The organism is Lactobacillus xujianguonis (genome assembly GCF_004009905.1).
Taxonomy (GTDB): Bacteria; Bacillota; Bacilli; order Lactobacillales; family Lactobacillaceae; genus Lactobacillus; species Lactobacillus xujianguonis.
Genome location: NZ_ML136883.1, coordinates 47348 through 65304, shown reverse-complemented (window position 1 = coordinate 65304; position 17957 = coordinate 47348). Strand labels below are relative to the sequence as shown.

At 36.5% G+C, this 17957-nt stretch carries 18 protein-coding genes and 1 pseudogene; 14 read left to right on the top strand and 5 right to left on the bottom strand.

Translation table 11 applies throughout. The features are described 5' to 3' along the window. The 3 genes and pseudogenes from EJK17_RS06615 to EJK17_RS06605 form a co-directional block, all read left to right on the top strand. Positions 1 to 116, top strand: a pseudogene (locus tag EJK17_RS06615) (IS982 family transposase); the annotation flags it as partial. A 291-nt stretch (positions 117 to 407) separates the two neighbouring features. Beyond that, the gene (locus EJK17_RS06610) at positions 408 to 1022 is read left to right on the top strand and encodes a temperature-sensitive replication protein (RefSeq protein WP_103662707.1); all 615 of its coding nucleotides are present in this window, start codon (positions 408 to 410) and stop codon (positions 1020 to 1022) included. Positions 1023 to 1144: 122 nt separating this feature from the next. Further along, positions 1145 to 1531, top strand: coding sequence for a DUF1828 domain-containing protein (locus EJK17_RS06605; RefSeq protein WP_103662708.1), 387 nt, complete (start codon positions 1145 to 1147; stop codon positions 1529 to 1531). Between the two features lie 46 nt (positions 1532 to 1577). Here the strand turns inward: EJK17_RS06605 and EJK17_RS06600 are convergent, their stop codons facing one another. The 4 genes from EJK17_RS06600 to def form a co-directional block, all read right to left on the bottom strand. Continuing rightward, a complete protein-coding gene (locus EJK17_RS06600; RefSeq protein WP_246011975.1) occupies positions 1578 to 2537 on the bottom strand; it encodes a diacylglycerol/lipid kinase family protein in 960 nt (319 codons plus the stop codon). 31 nt (positions 2538 to 2568) lie between these two features. Further along, positions 2569 to 4248 carry a ribonuclease J1 gene (gene rnjA / locus EJK17_RS06595; RefSeq protein WP_127796292.1) on the bottom strand — a complete coding sequence of 560 codons (1680 nt, stop codon included), beginning with the start codon at positions 4246 to 4248 and terminating at the stop codon, positions 2569 to 2571. 5 nt (positions 4249 to 4253) lie between these two features. Further along, positions 4254 to 4475 carry a DNA-dependent RNA polymerase subunit epsilon gene (locus EJK17_RS06590; RefSeq protein WP_103661880.1) on the bottom strand — a complete coding sequence of 74 codons (222 nt, stop codon included), beginning with the start codon at positions 4473 to 4475 and terminating at the stop codon, positions 4254 to 4256. 336 nt (positions 4476 to 4811) lie between these two features. Beyond that, positions 4812 to 5366 (bottom strand): peptide deformylase, encoded by a 555-nt coding sequence (gene def / locus EJK17_RS06585; RefSeq protein WP_103661881.1) that lies wholly within the window; start codon positions 5364 to 5366, stop codon positions 4812 to 4814. A 258-nt stretch (positions 5367 to 5624) separates the two neighbouring features. On the opposite strand from def, the gene typA reads away from it, so the two are divergent. From typA to holA, 9 genes are all read left to right on the top strand, one after another. Further along, the gene (typA, locus tag EJK17_RS06580; RefSeq protein ID WP_103661882.1) at positions 5625 to 7466 is read left to right on the top strand and encodes a translational GTPase TypA; all 1842 of its coding nucleotides are present in this window, start codon (positions 5625 to 5627) and stop codon (positions 7464 to 7466) included. 91 nt (positions 7467 to 7557) lie between these two features. Further along, a complete protein-coding gene (locus EJK17_RS06575; protein ID WP_103661925.1) occupies positions 7558 to 8742 on the top strand; it encodes an FtsW/RodA/SpoVE family cell cycle protein in 1185 nt (394 codons plus the stop codon). Beyond that, complete coding sequence (locus EJK17_RS06570) at positions 8739 to 9083, top strand: YlbG family protein (protein ID WP_103661883.1); 345 nt, start codon at positions 8739 to 8741, stop codon at positions 9081 to 9083. The genes EJK17_RS06575 and EJK17_RS06570 overlap by 4 nt, the downstream gene beginning before the upstream one ends. After that, positions 9080 to 9628 (top strand): 16S rRNA (guanine(966)-N(2))-methyltransferase RsmD, encoded by a 549-nt coding sequence (gene rsmD / locus EJK17_RS06565; protein WP_103661884.1) that lies wholly within the window; start codon positions 9080 to 9082, stop codon positions 9626 to 9628. The genes EJK17_RS06570 and rsmD overlap by 4 nt, the downstream gene beginning before the upstream one ends. Positions 9629 to 9633: 5 nt before the next feature. Then, entirely contained in the window at positions 9634 to 10128 is a 495-nt protein-coding gene (gene coaD / locus EJK17_RS06560; protein ID WP_103661885.1) for a pantetheine-phosphate adenylyltransferase, read from the top strand. Then, positions 10118 to 11233: a SepM family pheromone-processing serine protease gene (locus EJK17_RS06555; RefSeq protein WP_103661886.1), complete on the top strand. Its 1116-nt coding sequence runs from the start codon at positions 10118 to 10120 to the stop codon at positions 11231 to 11233. Before coaD ends, EJK17_RS06555 begins: the two co-directional genes overlap by 11 nt. A 16-nt stretch (positions 11234 to 11249) precedes the next feature. Beyond that, positions 11250 to 11924 (top strand): ComEA family DNA-binding protein, encoded by a 675-nt coding sequence (locus EJK17_RS06550; protein WP_103661887.1) that lies wholly within the window; start codon positions 11250 to 11252, stop codon positions 11922 to 11924. Next, positions 11893 to 14181: a DNA internalization-related competence protein ComEC/Rec2 gene (locus tag EJK17_RS06545; RefSeq protein WP_103661888.1), complete on the top strand. Its 2289-nt coding sequence runs from the start codon at positions 11893 to 11895 to the stop codon at positions 14179 to 14181. The genes EJK17_RS06550 and EJK17_RS06545 overlap by 32 nt, the downstream gene beginning before the upstream one ends. After that, complete coding sequence (gene holA, locus EJK17_RS06540) at positions 14178 to 15161, top strand: DNA polymerase III subunit delta (protein ID WP_103661889.1); 984 nt, start codon at positions 14178 to 14180, stop codon at positions 15159 to 15161. The genes EJK17_RS06545 and holA overlap by 4 nt, the downstream gene beginning before the upstream one ends. A gap of 51 nt (positions 15162 to 15212) precedes the next feature. Here the strand turns inward: holA and rpsT are convergent, their stop codons facing one another. Next, positions 15213 to 15464, bottom strand: coding sequence for a 30S ribosomal protein S20 (rpsT, locus tag EJK17_RS06535; protein WP_103661890.1), 252 nt, complete (start codon positions 15462 to 15464; stop codon positions 15213 to 15215). A gap of 207 nt (positions 15465 to 15671) precedes the next feature. Here rpsT and rpsO point away from each other — a divergent pair, with 207 nt between their 5' ends. Both rpsO and EJK17_RS06525 read left to right on the top strand, forming a co-directional pair. Further along, on the top strand, positions 15672 to 15941 hold the full coding sequence (gene rpsO / locus EJK17_RS06530) for a 30S ribosomal protein S15 (protein ID WP_103661891.1): 270 nt from the start codon (positions 15672 to 15674) through the stop codon (positions 15939 to 15941). 171 nt (positions 15942 to 16112) lie between these two features. Next, a complete protein-coding gene (locus tag EJK17_RS06525) occupies positions 16113 to 17957 on the top strand; it encodes a ribonuclease J (RefSeq protein WP_103661892.1) in 1845 nt (614 codons plus the stop codon).

Here is a 17957-nt window from a genome sequence, read left to right as displayed (position 1 = left end):
TGACCTATTACAATGCCGAGAACAATCGAGCACGTAGTCTGATAGGCTTTCAAAGCCGGTTGGAAATTGCAATTTTAGCTTATAATTTGGCTTATTGTTTAGAACGATTTAACTAGCACCACGCGTATTATTTCTTATTTTTAACAGGAGCAGGAATCATAGCTTTGCTTAAAGCGGTGAGTGCAAGAGTAAAAACAGATAAGCCAATTAATAAAAAATGCAACAAAGTATATCATCCTTTCTTATTCACTTTAAAGAATAGAGAGAAAATATGAATTTTCTGTGACTTATTGTTAACTTAATGGTTAAGAAATTTAAATTTAGATCCATCTAGGGAAGATAAACGTGTAAAATATGAGGTGTTAGAGTCAAAGTTTAACCCCAATCTTAATGCAAAGGAGGTAGAAATGAAGTCAAATAGCGAAATTCGCTGGCGCGATCAAGATCTAGAAGAATATGAGACTGACAAGTTGTATTTTATTTGGAATATTCTTAAACAGCCTTTTCCGCCGCAATATCGGCAAATGGTTGGCGAATTACAATGGCGCAAAGAAACTAAACAAAAGCAAACAAATCTTGCTCGTATTGAAGCGATCATTGCTAAGCGACCTGATCGTGGTGCAGTGAGAGAAGAATGGAAGCAGTTACATCCTAATCAGGCCGAAGTGAAAAAGGATGGCAAAACTATTATTGAACTAGCCAAACTTTTTCCAAAAATGGCCGATCAGTTAGGTGCTTTTATTGAATTGAAACGTATTGTCATCAAATACTTTGGCAAAAATGGTGAACCTTACTATGATTTGCAAGATTTTACTGATATTGCGCCAGAAAATTATGTTAAAAATGGTTTTCGCACTCAAGGTATAACTCGAAAGCAGTTTTTGCGTCTATATCCGCAAGTAGATCCCAGTGAACTAAATGATGTTTTAAAGCAAATTGAGTTAGAAGAAGAGGATGGCTTAGAATTAATTCCTTATTATCAGGCCGTGGCTTTAAAGGCACTTTTCACCAGAGAGAATTGACTAGCGCAAAATTTTGAGTAAGATAAAATATGGTATGTAGGGTTGTCCTGCATACAGTTACATAATATGTTTCTTCAAAGTCGCCTAGTCTCAAATGGCGGCTTTTTATTTGTGAGGTAAAGATGGAAAGAAAAGATGAGCTTGCAGTTCAGATTAAATCTGACATAGGTAACTGGGTGACTGAACATACTGAGGTGGTAAGGGTTAGTGAGGATTCCTATGAAGTAGCCACGACACAGATTGATGCTTATGGTGATACAGTTTATTGCTTCGTTCAAGAAGTTGGGTCATTATATCAAGTTAGTGATGATAGTCACATTTTGTTTAAGCTTGATCCTGGTCAAACCGATCCAGAGTTATATCAGACTGCAGAAAACGTTGCTCTTGGTGCAGGCTTTGATTTTGATGAAAAGACTTGTACCATCTCTGTTACCACTGATGAAGATAGCTTAGCGCAGGCCGTTATTCGTTTGGCGCAATTACAAGTAGCAATTTCTTATCTTGGATAAAAAATAAGGGTTGAAATAGTCAACGTGAACTATTTCAACCCTTGTTTTATTTGATTAAATTAAAGTGATCAATTCTAAAAGTAACGGCATAACTAGCTCTTTCTCCATCTTCACCATCAATTTGACGATATTGTGGTTTATGGGTCTCAACATGAATTTCTTTAGCTTGAATATCATGAAATTGGGGATCGGTAACATGAGAGCCATCTTTTAATAGCTTGGCAAATAAACGGATAAATTTTCCTAAACCAGGTTTTTCGACCACAACAGTATCTAAGACATGACTTTCAATATTAGCACTAGGTAAAATAGCGATTCCTCCGCCAAAGTAGGGATGGTTAGTGGTGGTAACAAAGTAGGCATCTCCATAATGGTAGCTCTTTTCTGCAGTTTTGATGGTTACAGCGAAGGTATTCTGTTTACGCAAAACGCTTAGAATATTCAAACCGTAAATAAATTTCCCTAAATGAAAGTGGTTCAACTCATTTTTCAATTTTTGATTGTTACTTAAATGAACGACATAGGCGTCAAAACCAATACCAAAATTATTAACGAAATAATGGCGCTTTTCAGGTTCACTAGCATAAGTGAAACTGCCGCAATCTACCGTGACAGTTTTTGCTTGGCTGATTCGCTTGATAAACTCTTGTGGGTCGGTTGTTAGTCCTGCTGCACGAGCAAAGTCATTACCTGAGCCAGCCGGTAAGTAGGCTAAGGGCAAATTTGGTCGCGGTGAATGCTTTAGGCCATTTAATACTTCATTAAAGGTACCATCTCTGCCAATGACTACAATAACTTCTTCAGCAGGGTGAGGACTAGCCGCATATTCCTGAACTCTTGTATACAGACTATTAGGATGGGGTCCAATATAAGTCTGATATTGGATTTCTTCTTTTTGCAATAATTGTTTTAGTTTGCGATAGACTTGTAAAGCCTTACCGTTACCAGAAATTGGATTAAGAAAAATGTTTAATTGACTTGTTACTTTCATAATTGAATTTTTCAAAAAAAGAAAACCCTTGCGGGTTTTCAATACTTTATTTCTTTTCAATGATCATTGGTAAAATCATTGGTCGTCGCTCGGTCTTAGAATAAAGAAAGTCTGAGAGATTTTCAATGATTGCTTTCCGAATATCACTATCTTTTGGTTTATCAGATTTAGCCATTTCATTTCTGAGAACGTGATAGACATGCTTTTGAGCTTGGCTAATTAAATCTGTTGATTCACGCATATAGACAAAGCCACGACTGAGAATATCAGGACCTGCCAAAACACGTTTATGTTTGTAGTCGACGGTTGCCACGGCGACTACTAAACCTTCTTCAGATAGGATTTGACGATCATGGACAACAACGTTGCCAACATCAGCGGTACCAGATGTGTCGACATAGACATCTCCGGCAGGGATGTGGCCAGCAATCCGAGAGCCTTCAGGGCCAAAACAAACAACTTCACCGTTGCTAAGAACGAAGGTGTGATCTGCAGGTACACCTGCTTCTTGAGCTAATTCTGTATGAATTACTTGCATCCGGTATTCACCATGAACAGGAATCATATATTTTGGTTTACTCAAGCGGACCATCATCTTCAATTCTTCTTGACCACCGTGTCCAGAAGTGTGGACATTATTAACTCGGCCATGAATGACATTAGCGCCGCCTTCCATTAACTTGTTAATTAAATGGTTAACGCTAAGTGTATTTCCTGGAATTGGATTGGAAGAGAAAATAACTGTATCGTTTGGTTGTAAACTGATTTGGCGGTGAGTACCATTGGCAATTCTGGAAAGGGCAGCTAATGGTTCACCTTGTGAGCCAGTACATAAAATCATGGCTTTTTCTGGTGGAGTATGGTTAATTTCATCAGCGTCGACAATCAAACCTTCAGGAAGATTTAAGTAACCTAAATCAATCCCGTTTTGGACACCATTTTCCATACTACGACCGAAAATAGCAACTTTACGACCAGTATCAATTGCTGCTTGAATTGCAGTTGATACCCGATAAAGGTTAGAGGCAAAAGTAGCAAAAATAATTCTGCCTTTGATCCCGGTAATCATATCGTGTAATGATTTAGCAACAAAACGCTCAGACTTGGTAAATTGCGGTACTTCAGCGTTAGTTGAATCTGAAAGAAGTGCTAGTACACCTTCGTCACCTAATTTAGCCATTTTTTGGAAATCAGGTGCAGGTTGATCCATGACTGGTGTCAAATCAAATTTAAAGTCACCGGTAAAGACAACTGCTCCGAGTGGAGTATGAACTGCAATTCCTAAAGTATCAGGAATTGAGTGAGTAGTTCTAAAGAAGGTAACACTTAACTTGTTAAACTTTAAAACTGTATCCTCATGTTCTTCATGTAATTCAGTTGTATTTAAAATGCCGTGTTCTTCTAGCTTACCTTTAATTAAAGATAGGGCAAAAGGAGTGGCATAAACTGAGATTTCCGGAATCTTTTCAAGTAAAAAAGGAATCCCACCAATATGGTCTTCATGTCCGTGACTGACTACTAACGCCTTGATTTTTTTGCGATTTTTAACTAGGTATGAATAGTCTGAAATGACGTAATTAATACCTAGGAGGTCGTCTTCTGGAAACTTAATTCCACAATCCATGATGATAATTTCATCTTGGTATTGAACACAGTACATGTTTTTACCGATTTCGTGCAAACCCCCGATGGCGAAAACGGCTACTTCATTATTTTTAATTCGCACTCTAATTACTTCTCATCGAACGACGTTAATTTAAAATCAGCGTGTTCTTGTTCGTATTTTAGAGAGTTTCCTGTTAATTCTTGGATGAGTTCAATGTTATAGGGGGTATTGTCCTCAACCAACTTTCTTGCTTGGACTTGGTTGTCTGCCTCCATGTAAAGAGTTTGAGTTGTTTCTCTACGTGGGTTAACAATCTTGTCTTTTTGGTACAAAACTTTGTAGATCATAGTAAATAATCTCCTTATTAAATTGTAAAAAACGTTCTCAATGTGAATATTCAAAAAATACTCAGCAGTTAAATACTATTTTATCATATTGTGAACTATATTTAAAATAGCATGATTAAAATAACCAAACCTTAAGAAATAACTTTCGCTTTTGTTGACTCTAATCTCTATTCGCGATACTATGATTTTGTAGTAAATGGCTTTTAAAACTCATTTGCTCACTATACAAGAAGTCTCTTCAATCTTCTTAGTTCCCATTTGCTGTCGGCCCAGTCATCCGGCAGCTTTTTTGTTATAAAAAAACACTCAAGCTGTTAACTTGAGTGTTTAAAAATTTTAGGAAATAACGATTGTGTCATCTTTAAGATCAAATGGGTTTTCCTTGTTAATGCGATCGTAGAAAAGGTGACCGTTTAAGTGATCAATTTCATGGCTAGCAACAATAGCTGGATAGTCCTTTAATCTAATAGTCTTTTCTTTGCCATCAACTGTAAAGTAGTGGATGGTTAATTTATCAGGACGAGGAACGTAACCGTTAATTACTTTATCAACACTTAAGCAGCCCTCGCCTTCGCTTAAACAGGCTTGGCGTACTGATTCAGAAATGATTTCTGGATTAACAAAAGTTTCTTTAAAGATAATGTTGCCCTTATCATCAGGCACAAGCAAAGATGCCATTTGGACACTTTCGCCAACTTGTGGAGCAGCCAAACCAACACCAGCACGTAATTGGTGCTTTTCAGCGATCTTAGGATCTTGGGAATTAATTAAATATTCCATCATATCTTTTGCCAATTGTTGATAGTGATCGCTCAATGGGAAAGCTAAAGGTTGTGCAACTTTCCGCAAAACAGGATTACCGTCGCGGGTAATATTTTTCATTAAAATCAATTTAATTACTCCTTTGGAAGAAAATTTTTATTCTTAATACATTTTTACCATAAAAAGAAAAAGAATGCTGAATTTTTAAAACTTTATTTTTATAATAAAGATAATTTACGCTAAAGCGTTGACCAGCGCATAGTTAGGTGGTAAAATCAATCAACGTAGCTATACAGATTATGAAGCACTTCGATAAGGCGTGAAGACGCGCTACCGAAACTGTGACCAAGTCACAGTTTTTTTATTGAAGAGTGGGGAGGAATATTTTTGTCAGAAAAAAGAAGAGACGATCTTAGAAATATCGCTATTATTGCCCACGTTGACCACGGTAAGACTACTTTGGTTAACCAATTGTTAAAGCAATCCGATACTTTACCAGAACACATGGATCTGGAAGATCGTGCCATGGACTCAAATGCCATTGAACGTGAACGTGGTATTACCATTTTATCTAAGAATACTGCTGTTAAGTATAAGGGTACAACGATCAACATCTTGGATACGCCAGGACACGCCGACTTCGGTGGTGAAGTAGAACGTATCATGCACATGGTTGATGGTGCACTTTTGTTAGTTGATGCTTACGAAGGTCCAATGCCACAGACTCGTTTCGTATTGAAGAAGGCTTTGGAAGCTGGCGTTAAACCAATCGTTGTTTTAAACAAGATTGACCGTCCTGGTGCTCGTCCTAAGGAAGTTTTAGACGAAGTTCTTGAACTCTTCATCGAATTAGGTGCCAACGATGAACAACTTGACTTCCCAGTTGTTTATGCTTCTGCTTTAAACGGTACTTCTTCATATGATGAAGATCCTGCTAAGCAAGAACACACGATGGATCCAATTTTTGATACTGTTATCAAAAATATTCCAGCCCCAATCGACAATTCCGACGAACCATTACAATTCCAAATCACTATGCTTGATTGGGATGACTATGTAGGTCGTATCGGTGTCGGCCGTATTTACCGTGGTAAAGTTAAAGTTGGCGACAACATCACTGTTATGAAGCGTGATGGCTCAACTCAAAACTTCCGTGTTACTAAGTTATTTGGTTTCTTTGGTTTAAAGCGTAACGAAATTAAAGAAGCTAAAGCTGGTGACATTATTGCCATTAGTGGTATTAATGATATTTATGTTGGGGAAACTATTGCTTCCGCAGAACAACCTGAAGCTTTACCTCTTCTTAAGATTGATCCACCAACTCTTCAAATGGACTTTGTTGCTAATGACTCACCATTTGCAGGTCGTGAAGGGGATCAAGTAACTCCTAAGAAACTTGAAGATCGTTTAATCCGTCAAACTCGGACCGACGTTTCTTTGAAAGTTGAACCAACTGATCAATTGAACGCTTGGACTGTTTCTGGTCGTGGTGAACTTCACCTTTCAATCTTAGTTGAAGAATTACGTCGTGAAGGTTTCGAATTGCAACTTTCACGTCCTAAGGTTATTTATCGTGAAATTGACGGCACCATGTGTGAACCATTTGAAGCTGTTCAAATCGATACCCCAGATGAATATGTTGGTTCAGTTATTGATTCCCTTTCACAAAGAAAGGGTACCATGCAAAACATGGAACCAACTGGCAATGGTCAAACTCGTCTTGAATTCTTAGTACCATCACGTGGTTTGATTGGTTACAACAACGAATTTATGTCACAAACTGGTGGTTACGGAATTATGAACCACACCTTTGATTCATACAAACCAGTTGTTAGAAACTGGGAACCAGGTCGTCGTAATGGTGCTTTGGTTTCAATTAATCAAGGTCAATCAACTACTTACTCACTTCAATCAGTTGAACAACGTGGTCAATTGTTTATTGGCGCTGGTGTTGAAGTTTACGAAGGAATGATTGTTGGTCAATCAAGTCGTGAAAGAGACATCGCAGTTAACGTAACCAAGGGTAAGAACTTGACTAACACCCGTGCTGCCGGTAAGGACCACGCAGCAGCAATCAAGACACCAAAGACTTTGACTTTGGAAGAAGCCATTGAATTCTTGAACGATGATGAATACTGTGAAGTAACTCCAGAATCAATTCGTTTACGTAAGAAGATTTTGAATACTTCAGAACGTCAAAAGGCTGATAAGAGACGTAATCGTCAATAATAATAGATTTTTAAAGCGTCATTCGATAGAAGTGACGCTTTTTTTGTTTTATAATAAAAAAGATATTATTAAGCAAAGGGAGCAAGTACTGATGCGACGAAAATTACATTACTTAAATTTAAATATCTTAATACCATATCTGCTCCTAGTTGTCTTCGGGATTATTTTAGTCTATTCAGCTAGTTCGGTTATTTTGTTAACAAATGGATTCAAGCCTGATTTTTATGGTGTACGTCAAGCAATTTATGCAGCTGTCGCTTTTTTTGGCTTTGGTTGCCCATTTTTCGCTTTAAAGCTAGAAGTTTTTAGAAATAAAAAATTTGTTTTATGGTTTTTACTAATCAGTTTAATTCTGTTAGCTTTTTTGGTTTTGATGAAATTCTTTCGCGGATCCAGTGCGGCAGTTAATGGTGCTGTAGGTTGGATTAATTTAGGATTTATTAACTTGCAACCACTAGAAATTGCTAAATTGGCATTGGTAATTTACTTAGCGTATGTTTTGAATAAACGTGATGGTAAATTTACTTATGGTCATGTTTGGCAAAACTTGTCTCATCCAGCCATTTTAACTGGTTTCATGATGGCACTTGTAATTGTCGAGCCAGATTTGGGTGGGACAGCAATTTTGTTTATGATTGCTCTAGTTATGTTTTCGGTTTCTGGAGTTCCAACCAAATTAGCGTTGTTCTGGTTAATTTCAATAGTAGTTGGAGTATTGGCTGTATTCTTTCTGGTAATCAAGTTAAATCCTAAGTTTTTACAAGATAATTATCAGTTTCAGCGATTACTTTCATTTTTACACCCCTTTGCCTTAGAGCGAAAAGGTGGCGCACAGTTAGTTAATTCTTATTATGCCATCCATAATGGTGGCTTGTTTGGTGTAGGTCTAGGTAATAGTATGCAAAAGCGAGGATATTTGCCTGAGCCTTATACTGACTTCATCTTATCAATTGCAGCTGAAGAGTTAGGCGCAGTTGGTGCTAGTTTTCTGGTATTTTTGTTGTTTTATTTAATGTGGAATATCATGGAAGTAGGCATTAAAGCAACTAGTCAATATAATGCTTTAATTTGCTTTGGTGTGACCACCATTATTTTTACGGAGTCAGTCTTCAATATTGGGGCTATGCTAGGTTTATTACCAATCACAGGGGTTACTTTACCGTTTGTTTCATATGGTGGCTCTTCCATGATTGTCTTAACGGCATGTATTGGCTTAGTGTTAAATATTTCAGCTAATGAAAAAATAAAGCAAGCAAAGGATGATAATGTTGCATGAGTATTAATAAAGAGCTTAAGAGTGCAGGCTTAACTGAACGCACTGGTTTAGTAATTTACCTAAAAAATGCTAGCGATCAGTATAAATTACGTCGATTTGGCGATATTGTTTATTTTTCCAAAAAGATGAAGTACTGCATTGTGTACGTTACTCAAGAAAATGCTAAACAAGAATTAGCAGAAATCCGCAAGTTAGATTTTGTGAAATATGCAGAATTTTCTGAAAAAGACCAAGTTGATTTAAGCAGTAGTCATATTGAGACGCAAATTGCCACTATGGCTCAAGAAGCAGAGCAGGAAATACAACGCAGACAAGAGAAGAATGAGGACTTATTGAAGTGAGAATTATTTCAGGGAAATTTGCCAAACGTAATTTATTTACTTTAAAGAGTAGAAAAACTCGTCCAACCAGTGATAAAGTTAAAGAATCTTTATTTAATTCTTTGGGACAATTTTTTAAGAGTGGACAAGTACTAGACCTATATGGTGGTAGTGGAGCTTTAGGAATTGAAGCTGTTTCTCGTGGCTGTGAACATGCGACACTCGTGGATATCAATTATGCAGCTGTTGAAATTATCAAAAAGAATGTTGCTTTAACTAGAGCTCCAGAATCTTTTAGCGTCTATAAGATGCCAAGTAGTGTCGCTTTAAAACGGTTTGCTGAAGAAGGTAAGAAGTTTAATTTAGTTTTTTTAGATCCGCCTTATGCTAAGCAAAAGATTGCAGCTGATATGAAGAAAATGTTGGACCTACAATTACTTAATCAGCAAGCAATAATTGTTGCTGAAACCGACGATCAGACAGAATTACCTGAAGTTAGTGGCTTTTCATTGTTAAAGCAGCATCATTTAGGTAAAACTATTGTGCGAATTTATCAAAAGGAATAACGATCATGACAGATGCAATTTTTCCGGGAAGTTTTGATCCCATAACTAATGGTCATCTTGATGTTTTGAAAAAAGCAGCAACTCTTTTTGATCACGTCTATTTAGTGGTAATGACCAATACTCATAAAAAATATCTTTTTACAGCTAACGAACGGCTAGTTTTGGCGCAAGATGCTTTAAAAGGGCTAACAAATGTAACTGCTGTTAGTCGACCTGATGCATTGACGATTGATGTTGCACATGAATTAAATGCTAAAGCAATGATTAGAGGCGTCAGAAACAGTCAGGATTTCTTATACGAACAGCAAATTGCAGGATTAAATAATCAATTAGCACCAGATGTGCAGACCATTTTGTTGTTTACTAATCCCGAAAATAGCCAAATTGCATCAAGTATGGTCAAGGAAGTAGCCAAATTTGGTGGTGAAATAGCACAGTTTTTACCGGCAAAAGCCGCGGCAGCTTTAACAGCTAAATTGAGGCAAAAAGATGGTAAATAATAAGAATCAAGGTAAAAAGAAGTTTTATCGCTGGCTAATTGGAATACTTATACTAGTGGCACTTGCAATTGGACTTTCTTGGCCAACTGATTATTTTATTGAAGGACCTGGAGAATCAGTTCCGGTTGGCCAATTTATTAAGTCTGAAACTAAAAAGCCAATGAATTTATATTTAGTAACGGTAAGTATTACTTCGCGTCCAGCTTCAGTTTTGGAGTATTTGTGGAGTTATACGCAAAAATTTGCTACTCGGACTCCAAGTAAAGATTTATTAGCTGGTCAAACTAGTAGTCAGTATCAAGAATTGCAAAATTGGTACATGGAAACTTCCCAGCAAACGGCGATTTATTATGCTGCTAAAAAAGCTGGTTTAAAACCAAAACTTAATTATCATGGCGTGTATGTGATGAATGTACAAAAAAATTCTAGTTTTCGTCATCGTTTGCAAATTGGCGATACAGTTTTAGGCGCCAATGATCGACGCTTTCGTTCAACCCAAGAAATGATGTCTTATTTAAATCAGCAAAAGCCGGGAAGCAAAGTTACAATTGAAGTTTTACGCAATAATGAAAAGAAGAACTTTACTGGTAAAATTGTAAAATTAGCAGGGAGTAAACGTAACGGCATTGGTATTCAGTTAGTTGAGCGGACGACAGTAACTACTAAACCTAAGTTGAAGATTGATGTGGGTGAAATCGGCGGTCCTTCGGCGGGATTGATGTTTACCTTGGAAAGTTATGAAATTTTCTCCCATCGTAATTTGACCAAAAACCATAAGGTTGCCGGCACTGGGACGATTAATGTCTTGGGGCAAGTAGGGATGATTGGCGGAGTTGATAAGAAAGTTGTCGCTGCTGATCGAGCTGGAGCAGAAGTTTTCTTTGCTCCAAGTGATCATACTGGAATTAAGAAGTCTGAAAGTAATTATGCAGTAGCCAAGAGAACTGCCAAGCAGATCCATTCCAAGATGAAAATTGTGCCAGTCAAAACTTTTGATGATGCATTAAATTACTTGAATAAGCGCTATAAAATCCTAAGAAAGTTTAAATTTATAAAAATATTAGGCCTAGAAAAAAATTCTAGGCCTTTTTTGCGTAGTTATTAGTTAGGGGGAAGAAATTATGGATTTAGAAAAAATCAAAAAATTTGTTAGCGAAAATCGAAAGTTGGTTCTAATTGTTGTAGTTTTACTTTTGATTGGAGCAGTTTTCTTACATCAAAATCAAAAAGAAGAGGTTAATAATGATAATTTCATGCAGACTGCTATTCAATCAAGTTCTGTAAGTGATCAAAGAACAAGTTCAAGCTCAACTGATAATGTTGCAAATAGCAGTCAGAGTAAGACTGTTACCTGTGATATTTCAGGAGCGGTAAAGCATGAGGGAGTTTATACTCTGAAAAATGGCGCCAGATTAGACGAACTGATCGCAGCAGCTGGTGGATTGCGAAGTAACGCACAAGTTAAAGCGATTAATCGAGCTATTATTCTTAAGGATCAAGATAAGATTCATATTCCTTTTAAAGGCGAAAAGGTAGATAATATAACGACCGTTAATTCCGCAAGTGATTCATCGGCAGCCAATTCTTCAAGTGGTACTACGGGCGAAAAGGTCAATTTAAACACTGCTTCAGCTGCTGATTTACAAAAATTAAATGGTATCGGTGAGAAAAAGGCAGAACAAATTGTGGCTTACAGAGAGCAAAATGGTCAATTTAAGAAAATTGAAGATTTGATGCAAGTTTCAGGTATTGGGGAGAAGACTTTTGCAGGGCTTAAAGATCAATTGGAAATATAGTTTTAATCAACTTGGTTTTTGGTTCTTAACGGCATTATTATTTGTAGCTGCGTCATTTTATTTTTTTGAAGTAAAGACAACTAAACAAGAAATTATTGTCTTAATGATGCTAGGGTATTTATTACTACTAATATTGTTTAAATATCAAAATTTTTCCTTGTTATTAATAATTGCTGCGATCTTTTTGACCAAGACCTGGTTAGTTAAACAGCCTCATCAGTTAACAGTCTTATCGGATCAAACACTGGTTAAAATTTTTCCAGATGAAGTGAAAGTAACAGATGGTTGGCTCTCCGGAACAGGTCATTCAGAAGTAGGAAAGATTTTGCTTTCAGGTAATATTGATTCCAGTCAAGAAGAACTCTTTAAGACCGGTAAGACAGTAATTGCTAGTCATTTTGCAGGAGAACTGGGTCCGATTGATCCAGCGACAAATTTAGGTGAATTTGATTATCAAGCTTATTATGCAGCCGAAGGAATTACGCAAAAAATCAAATTTAAAAGTTGTCGCTTGCTGCCACAATCAATTACTTGGCAAGATCAAATTCACCAAATTCGCTTTAAGTTTCAACAATTTTTTAGAAAAATGCCACGTTTATTAGGTTTTTTTGCTAGTGAGTTAATTCTTGCTGAAAATAGTTCACCTGATAATAAAGAAGTGATTGATAATTATCGCGATTTAGGCGTGATTCATTTACTCAGTATTTCAGGCTTACATGTTGGCATTTATACCTTAGTAGTTAGCAGTTTATGCTTTTATCTCAAAATTACGGAAGATAAGGCCTTTATTTTGTGTTTAATAGTATTGACGATGGGAATTCTTTTGAGTGATGGCCAAGCTGGTTTTGTGCGTGCAAGTTTGACCTATGTCTTAGGTAAAATTAGTAAATTTAAAAAGATTAAAATGGCAGGGATCGATATATTAGGTTTAACTTGTTTGCTTCACCTTTGCCTTTATCCGCGGCTGTTTATGGGAATCGGGGCCATTTTAAGTTATGTGTTAGCCTTAGGATTACAGTTGACCAGCAAATTTTCCAAGTTTGGGCAAGCTGTGTCGCTTAATTTATTTTTGACACCGTTATTACTATTGTTTTTCTTTCAAGTAAATCTTCTAACGGTGATTTTTAACCTACTAGTCGTGCCTTACTTTAATTGGGTAGTTTTACCGATTACTTTTATTAATTTGGTTTGCTTTAGTCTTTTGCCTAAGTTAAGCGAATATCTAGAAAATATCTTATTATTCTTTGAAAAGTTAATTGGTCAGCTTTCGCACACTAAATTAGGTTTAGTAACCTTTGGCAAAATCACGTGGTGGCAATGTCTGTTACTCTTGATAGTGACTAGTTGCTTTTTAATGTACTTAAACGAAAAAGAACTGCTTAAAAAAATCAAATATAGCTGGTTAGGAGCAGTGGTTACTTTATATATCAGCTTTTTTGTGATGATTCATTGTCCGTTAAAAGGACAAGTTAGTTTTATTGATGTAGGGCAGGGTGATAGTATCTTGATTACCACTCCTTTCCCGCGGCGAGTTTATTTGATTGATACCGGGGGAAAATTAAATTTTTCAGGGAAAAAACAAACGCCGCAAGTTAATCGGATTACTATTCCTTTGTTAAAAGCGCTAGGAATTAATAAAATTGATGGCATATTTGTCTCACATCAAGATGCAGATCATGTTGGTGACGTCCGCCCGTTACTAGAGCAAGTACAGGTTGATAAGTTGTTTATGGCGCAAGGATTAATTAAAAATCCTTCTTTTAAGAAAAGAGTTGATGGGGTAGTTAAACATACCCAATTGGTGGAATTAATCGCAGGGATGCAGGTGAAGGAACCCAAAATTAATTTTCAAGTGGTTTATCCTTTTAAACCGGGAGAGGGGAAGAATGAGGATTCACTTTCCTTAACTTTCGAAGTAGCCCATAAGCGGTGGTTATTTACTGGCGATTTAGGACAAGAAGGGGAAAAGCAGATAATGCAGCGATATCAGTTGCATGCTGACTACTTTAAATTGGGGCATCATGGGAGTAAAACTTCTTCGAATCCAGAATTCCTTCAGGCTTTAAAGCCGCAATTAGTTTTTATTTCTGCCGGTCGCAATAACCGATTTGGGCACCCGCATCAAGAAACTTTAAATACTTTGCGTCAGCAAAATATTCCGTGGGTCTCAACACAAGACTGTGGTATGATTAGCTGGTATTATGATCAATTCAATCACACTAGTTTTAATCGCTTCGTCAGAAAGGAAAATGAATGAATTTAATTTCTTTATTTAAAAACACTAATACCAATGCGCATACCTTAATTTGGAGCGATGACGAATTTTTAAACAATTATTTAGCGCGGTCATACGTTCAAGATGAACGCTTTAAAGATTTAGAAAAGGTTACGGTTGATTGTGAAAGTGATGGCTTAGACGAGTTAATTAATGCTTTAACAGAATCAAGCTTGTTTTCTAGTCAGAAAATTATTACCGTAAAAAATCCGTTCTTTTTAACAGCCAAAGTGCCAAAAAAATATCAGAAACAAATTGAAAAATTGCAAGACATTTTTTCACACTTAAAAGAATTAACAGATGTTGTCGTTATTGTTGCTTCTTATGAAAAAATTGATCGTCGGAAAAAATTGACCAAAATAATTACAGCCAATTTTAATGTAGTGCAGCCAGCAATTCGTCCATATGAAGTTGCTGCGGTTACCAAAAATATTATTAAAGCTGAAAGTTATACTATTACGCAGTCGGCTTTGCAACTATTGGTAGAGCGCAGTGATCAAGTGATGGATACAATTCTGAGTAATTACGCTAAGTTGAAGATGGCAGCTATAGATAGGAAGATTACTGAGAAGTCCGTTGAACAAAATGTTGATTTGTCACTAGCCCAAAATATTTTTGCAATTTTAGAAAATGCCTTGCAACATAATTATCGGCAAGCTGTTGAGCGATTAAGTGATCAATTACGCCAGGGGACTAATCCAATTCAATTAGTTGCAGTTTTTGAAAATCAGTTAGAAATTCTTTTGGTTGTAAAGATTCTGAACAAAAGGGGTAGAAATGAATCGCAAATTGTCAAAGAATTAGGGATTCATCCGTACCGAGTTAAGCTGGCTTTAAAGAATAGAATTACGATTGAAAAACTGCAAGAATTATTAGCCAAATTAATTGATTTAGATTACAATTACAAAAATGGTACTTATAAAACTGATAATTTCTTGAAAATGTTTGTTTTAAATGTATAAAAAAAGACGGGAAACCAATTGATTTCCCGTCTTTTTAGATTATCTCGTCAATTACTTAGACAATTTAGCCATACGACTCTTGTCACGAGCAGCCTTGTTCTTGTGAATTAAGCCCTTTGATACGGCCTTATCCAAAGCACTTTCTGCTTCTAAACGTAACTTGGAGGCATCTTCTTCGCCAGCTGCAACAGCAGTCTTGAACTTCTTAACAGCAGTTCTTAACTTACTCATTTCGGCAGCATTGTGCTTTTTGGAAGCGTCTTGAGTCTTAACACGTTTAATAGCTGATTTAATTTGTGGCATGAAATTTCACCTCCATTAGTCGTTAAATTTTACTTAATTGATTATACTTAAGAATCATGGTTGATGCAAGGTAATTTGTACTTGCTTTTTAAAAAAATAATTTGTATGATAGTAGATGTTGTTGAACCATTAACGCTGTTTATACGCTCACACCTGACGATAAACGTTGTTAATGGCAATTGTTTTAGTATTTGAAAGGTGAATAAAATGGCTATTTCAAAAGCAAAAAAAGACGAAATCATTAAAGAATACGCAACCCACGAAGGTGACACTGGTTCTGTTGAAGTTCAAGTTGCAGTTTTGACTGCTGACATCAACAACTTAACTGACCACATGAAGAGTCACAAGCACGACCACCACTCATACGTTGGTTTGCTTAAGAAGATTGGTCACCGTCGTAACTTACTTCGTTACTTAGAAAAGAACGATCTTAACCGTTACCGTGAATTGATCAAGAAGTTAGGTTTGCGTCGTTAGTCTTAGCTTAAATGATTTAAGAGTCAGTCCGTTTGGACTGGCTTTTTTGTTTTTGTCAATTAGGTCCTGTTTATGCTAAAATCAAATAAGATTGTATTTACGTTGTGATCGTCAGATCCATAAAATTAAAAATTCAATAATAAAAATATTACAAGTAGAAAAGGAATTAATATGGCTGATCAAATTAAGATAATGATTTTGAGCGGCGTACGTGAGCAAGGAAAAGACATGTTCGCAGTTCAAGTTAATGATGAAATTTTTGTTTTGGATGCAGGATTGAAGTATCCAGATAGTTCTTTATTCGGAATTGATGTTGTGATTCCCGATTTAGATTTCTTTGCACAATATGGAGATCGTGTAGCTGGAATTTTCTTAACTCATGGGCATGCCGATTCAATTGGTGCATTACCATATATTTTGCGCAAGTATGATATTCCGGTATTTGGTTCACAATTAACCGTTGAATTGGCAAAAATTGAAGTAAAACGTGAAAATAAAAAGATTAAAAATAGTCTTTTCCACGTGATTGATGCTAATACTGAAATTGATTTTAGAAATGCTAGCATCTCATTCTTCCATACTACCCACTCAATACCTGATTCATTAGGAATTGTCGTTCATACACCAGCTGGAGAAATTGTTTATACTGGTGACTTCAAGTTTGATCCATCAGCTGCACCAAATTACCGCACTGATATGGATCGCTTAGCTGAAATTGAGACTAAGAATGTCTTGGCTTTACTTAGTGATTCTTCAAATGCTGAAGCCTGGTTCCCAAGCGCATCTGAGCAAAGCATTGGTAGCTATGTCACTGATGTGTTTAGAAATGCAAAAGGGAGAATTATTGTTGCGGCTAAAGCTTCTAATTTAAACCGTGTTCAAGAAGTCTTGAATGCTGCCCATGCAACTGGACGCAGAGTTTTATTAACTGGTCGCGATGTTGCTAAAATCGTTCGTACAGCAATGAAGCTGGGCTATTTACAAGTCCCAGATGGCTTATTAATGAGAGTTAAGGATCTTAAGACTACCCCAGATGATAAAACTGTTATCTTGGAGACTGGTCGGATGGGTGAACCATTAAACTCATTACAAAAAATGGCCACTAAGCGCCATAGCATGATTAAGATTCATAAAGGTGATTTAGTCTTTATTGCTACTACACCATCTCATTCAGTGGAAACAATGGTAGCAGAAACTAGCGATATGGTTTACCGTGCCGGCGGGACTGTCATTCAGTTAGGCCGTGATAAGCACACTAGCGGACACGCTACGGGAAGAGACTTGCAATTATTGATTGATACCTTGAAGCCTAAGTTTTTGTTCCCAGTAATTGGTGAATATCGTTTAATGGAAATTCATAAAGATCTTGCCGAAAAAACTGGTATGGATAAAGATAATATCTTTATTTCCAAGAACGGTGATTGCTATAATTACGATTTTAAGAAAAAGCGTTTCTATTTATCTGATCCAGTTCCTGGCGAAGATATTATGATTGATGGTTCCGGTGTAGGGGATGTAGGTAATATTGTTCTACGGGATCGTGAAATTTTATCAGATGACGGGATTTTTATTGCCGTGGTAACGATCGACCGTAAAAAGAAAAAGATTATTGCCCAACCACAAGTAACAAGCCGTGGATTTGTTTATATTAAAGCAAATCATAAGTTGATGAATGACTCCATCGAAATTATTAAAAAGGCAATTGCAAATAATTTTGAACATAAAAAGTTCGATTGGAGTGAACTTAAACAAGATATTCGGAATGACTTGGAGAAGTTCCTGTATAAGCAAACTAACCGTCGTCCAGTAGTCTTACCGGTAGTGATGGAAGTAAATCAAAATCGTCATCGGGCAATGCAAAAGAAGAGTGCCAAGACTGATGATAATAAGGAATCAGCTCCTAAAAAGTCCCATTCAACTACTAATCATAAGAATAGACGTAAATCACGCCATCCAGTCGATGTAAATAAGACGGGCAAAAAAGTAGTTGAGAAGAGTAAAGAAAATAAGGAATAA

Bases quoted from the DNA above. Each gene is read 5' to 3' on its own strand.
- EJK17_RS06610 (WP_103662707.1), top strand. From the start codon at position 408: ATGAAGTCAAATAGCGAAATTCGCTGGCGCGATCAAGATCTAGAAGAA.
- EJK17_RS06605 (WP_103662708.1), top strand. From the start codon at position 1,145: ATGGAAAGAAAAGATGAGCTTGCAGTTCAGATTAAATCTGACATAGGT.
- EJK17_RS06590 (WP_103661880.1), bottom strand. From the start codon at position 4,475: ATGATCTACAAAGTTTTGTACCAAAAAGACAAGATTGTTAACCCACGT.
- EJK17_RS06575 (WP_103661925.1), top strand. From the start codon at position 7,558: ATGCGACGAAAATTACATTACTTAAATTTAAATATCTTAATACCATAT.
- EJK17_RS06570 (WP_103661883.1), top strand. From the start codon at position 8,739: ATGAGTATTAATAAAGAGCTTAAGAGTGCAGGCTTAACTGAACGCACT.
- coaD (WP_103661885.1), top strand. From the start codon at position 9,634: ATGACAGATGCAATTTTTCCGGGAAGTTTTGATCCCATAACTAATGGT.
- EJK17_RS06555 (WP_103661886.1), top strand. From the start codon at position 10,118: ATGGTAAATAATAAGAATCAAGGTAAAAAGAAGTTTTATCGCTGGCTA.
- EJK17_RS06550 (WP_103661887.1), top strand. From the start codon at position 11,250: ATGGATTTAGAAAAAATCAAAAAATTTGTTAGCGAAAATCGAAAGTTG.
- holA (WP_103661889.1), top strand. From the start codon at position 14,178: ATGAATTTAATTTCTTTATTTAAAAACACTAATACCAATGCGCATACC.
- rpsT (WP_103661890.1), bottom strand. From the start codon at position 15,464: ATGCCACAAATTAAATCAGCTATTAAACGTGTTAAGACTCAAGACGCT.
- rpsO (WP_103661891.1), top strand. From the start codon at position 15,672: ATGGCTATTTCAAAAGCAAAAAAAGACGAAATCATTAAAGAATACGCA.
- EJK17_RS06525 (WP_103661892.1), top strand. From the start codon at position 16,113: ATGGCTGATCAAATTAAGATAATGATTTTGAGCGGCGTACGTGAGCAA.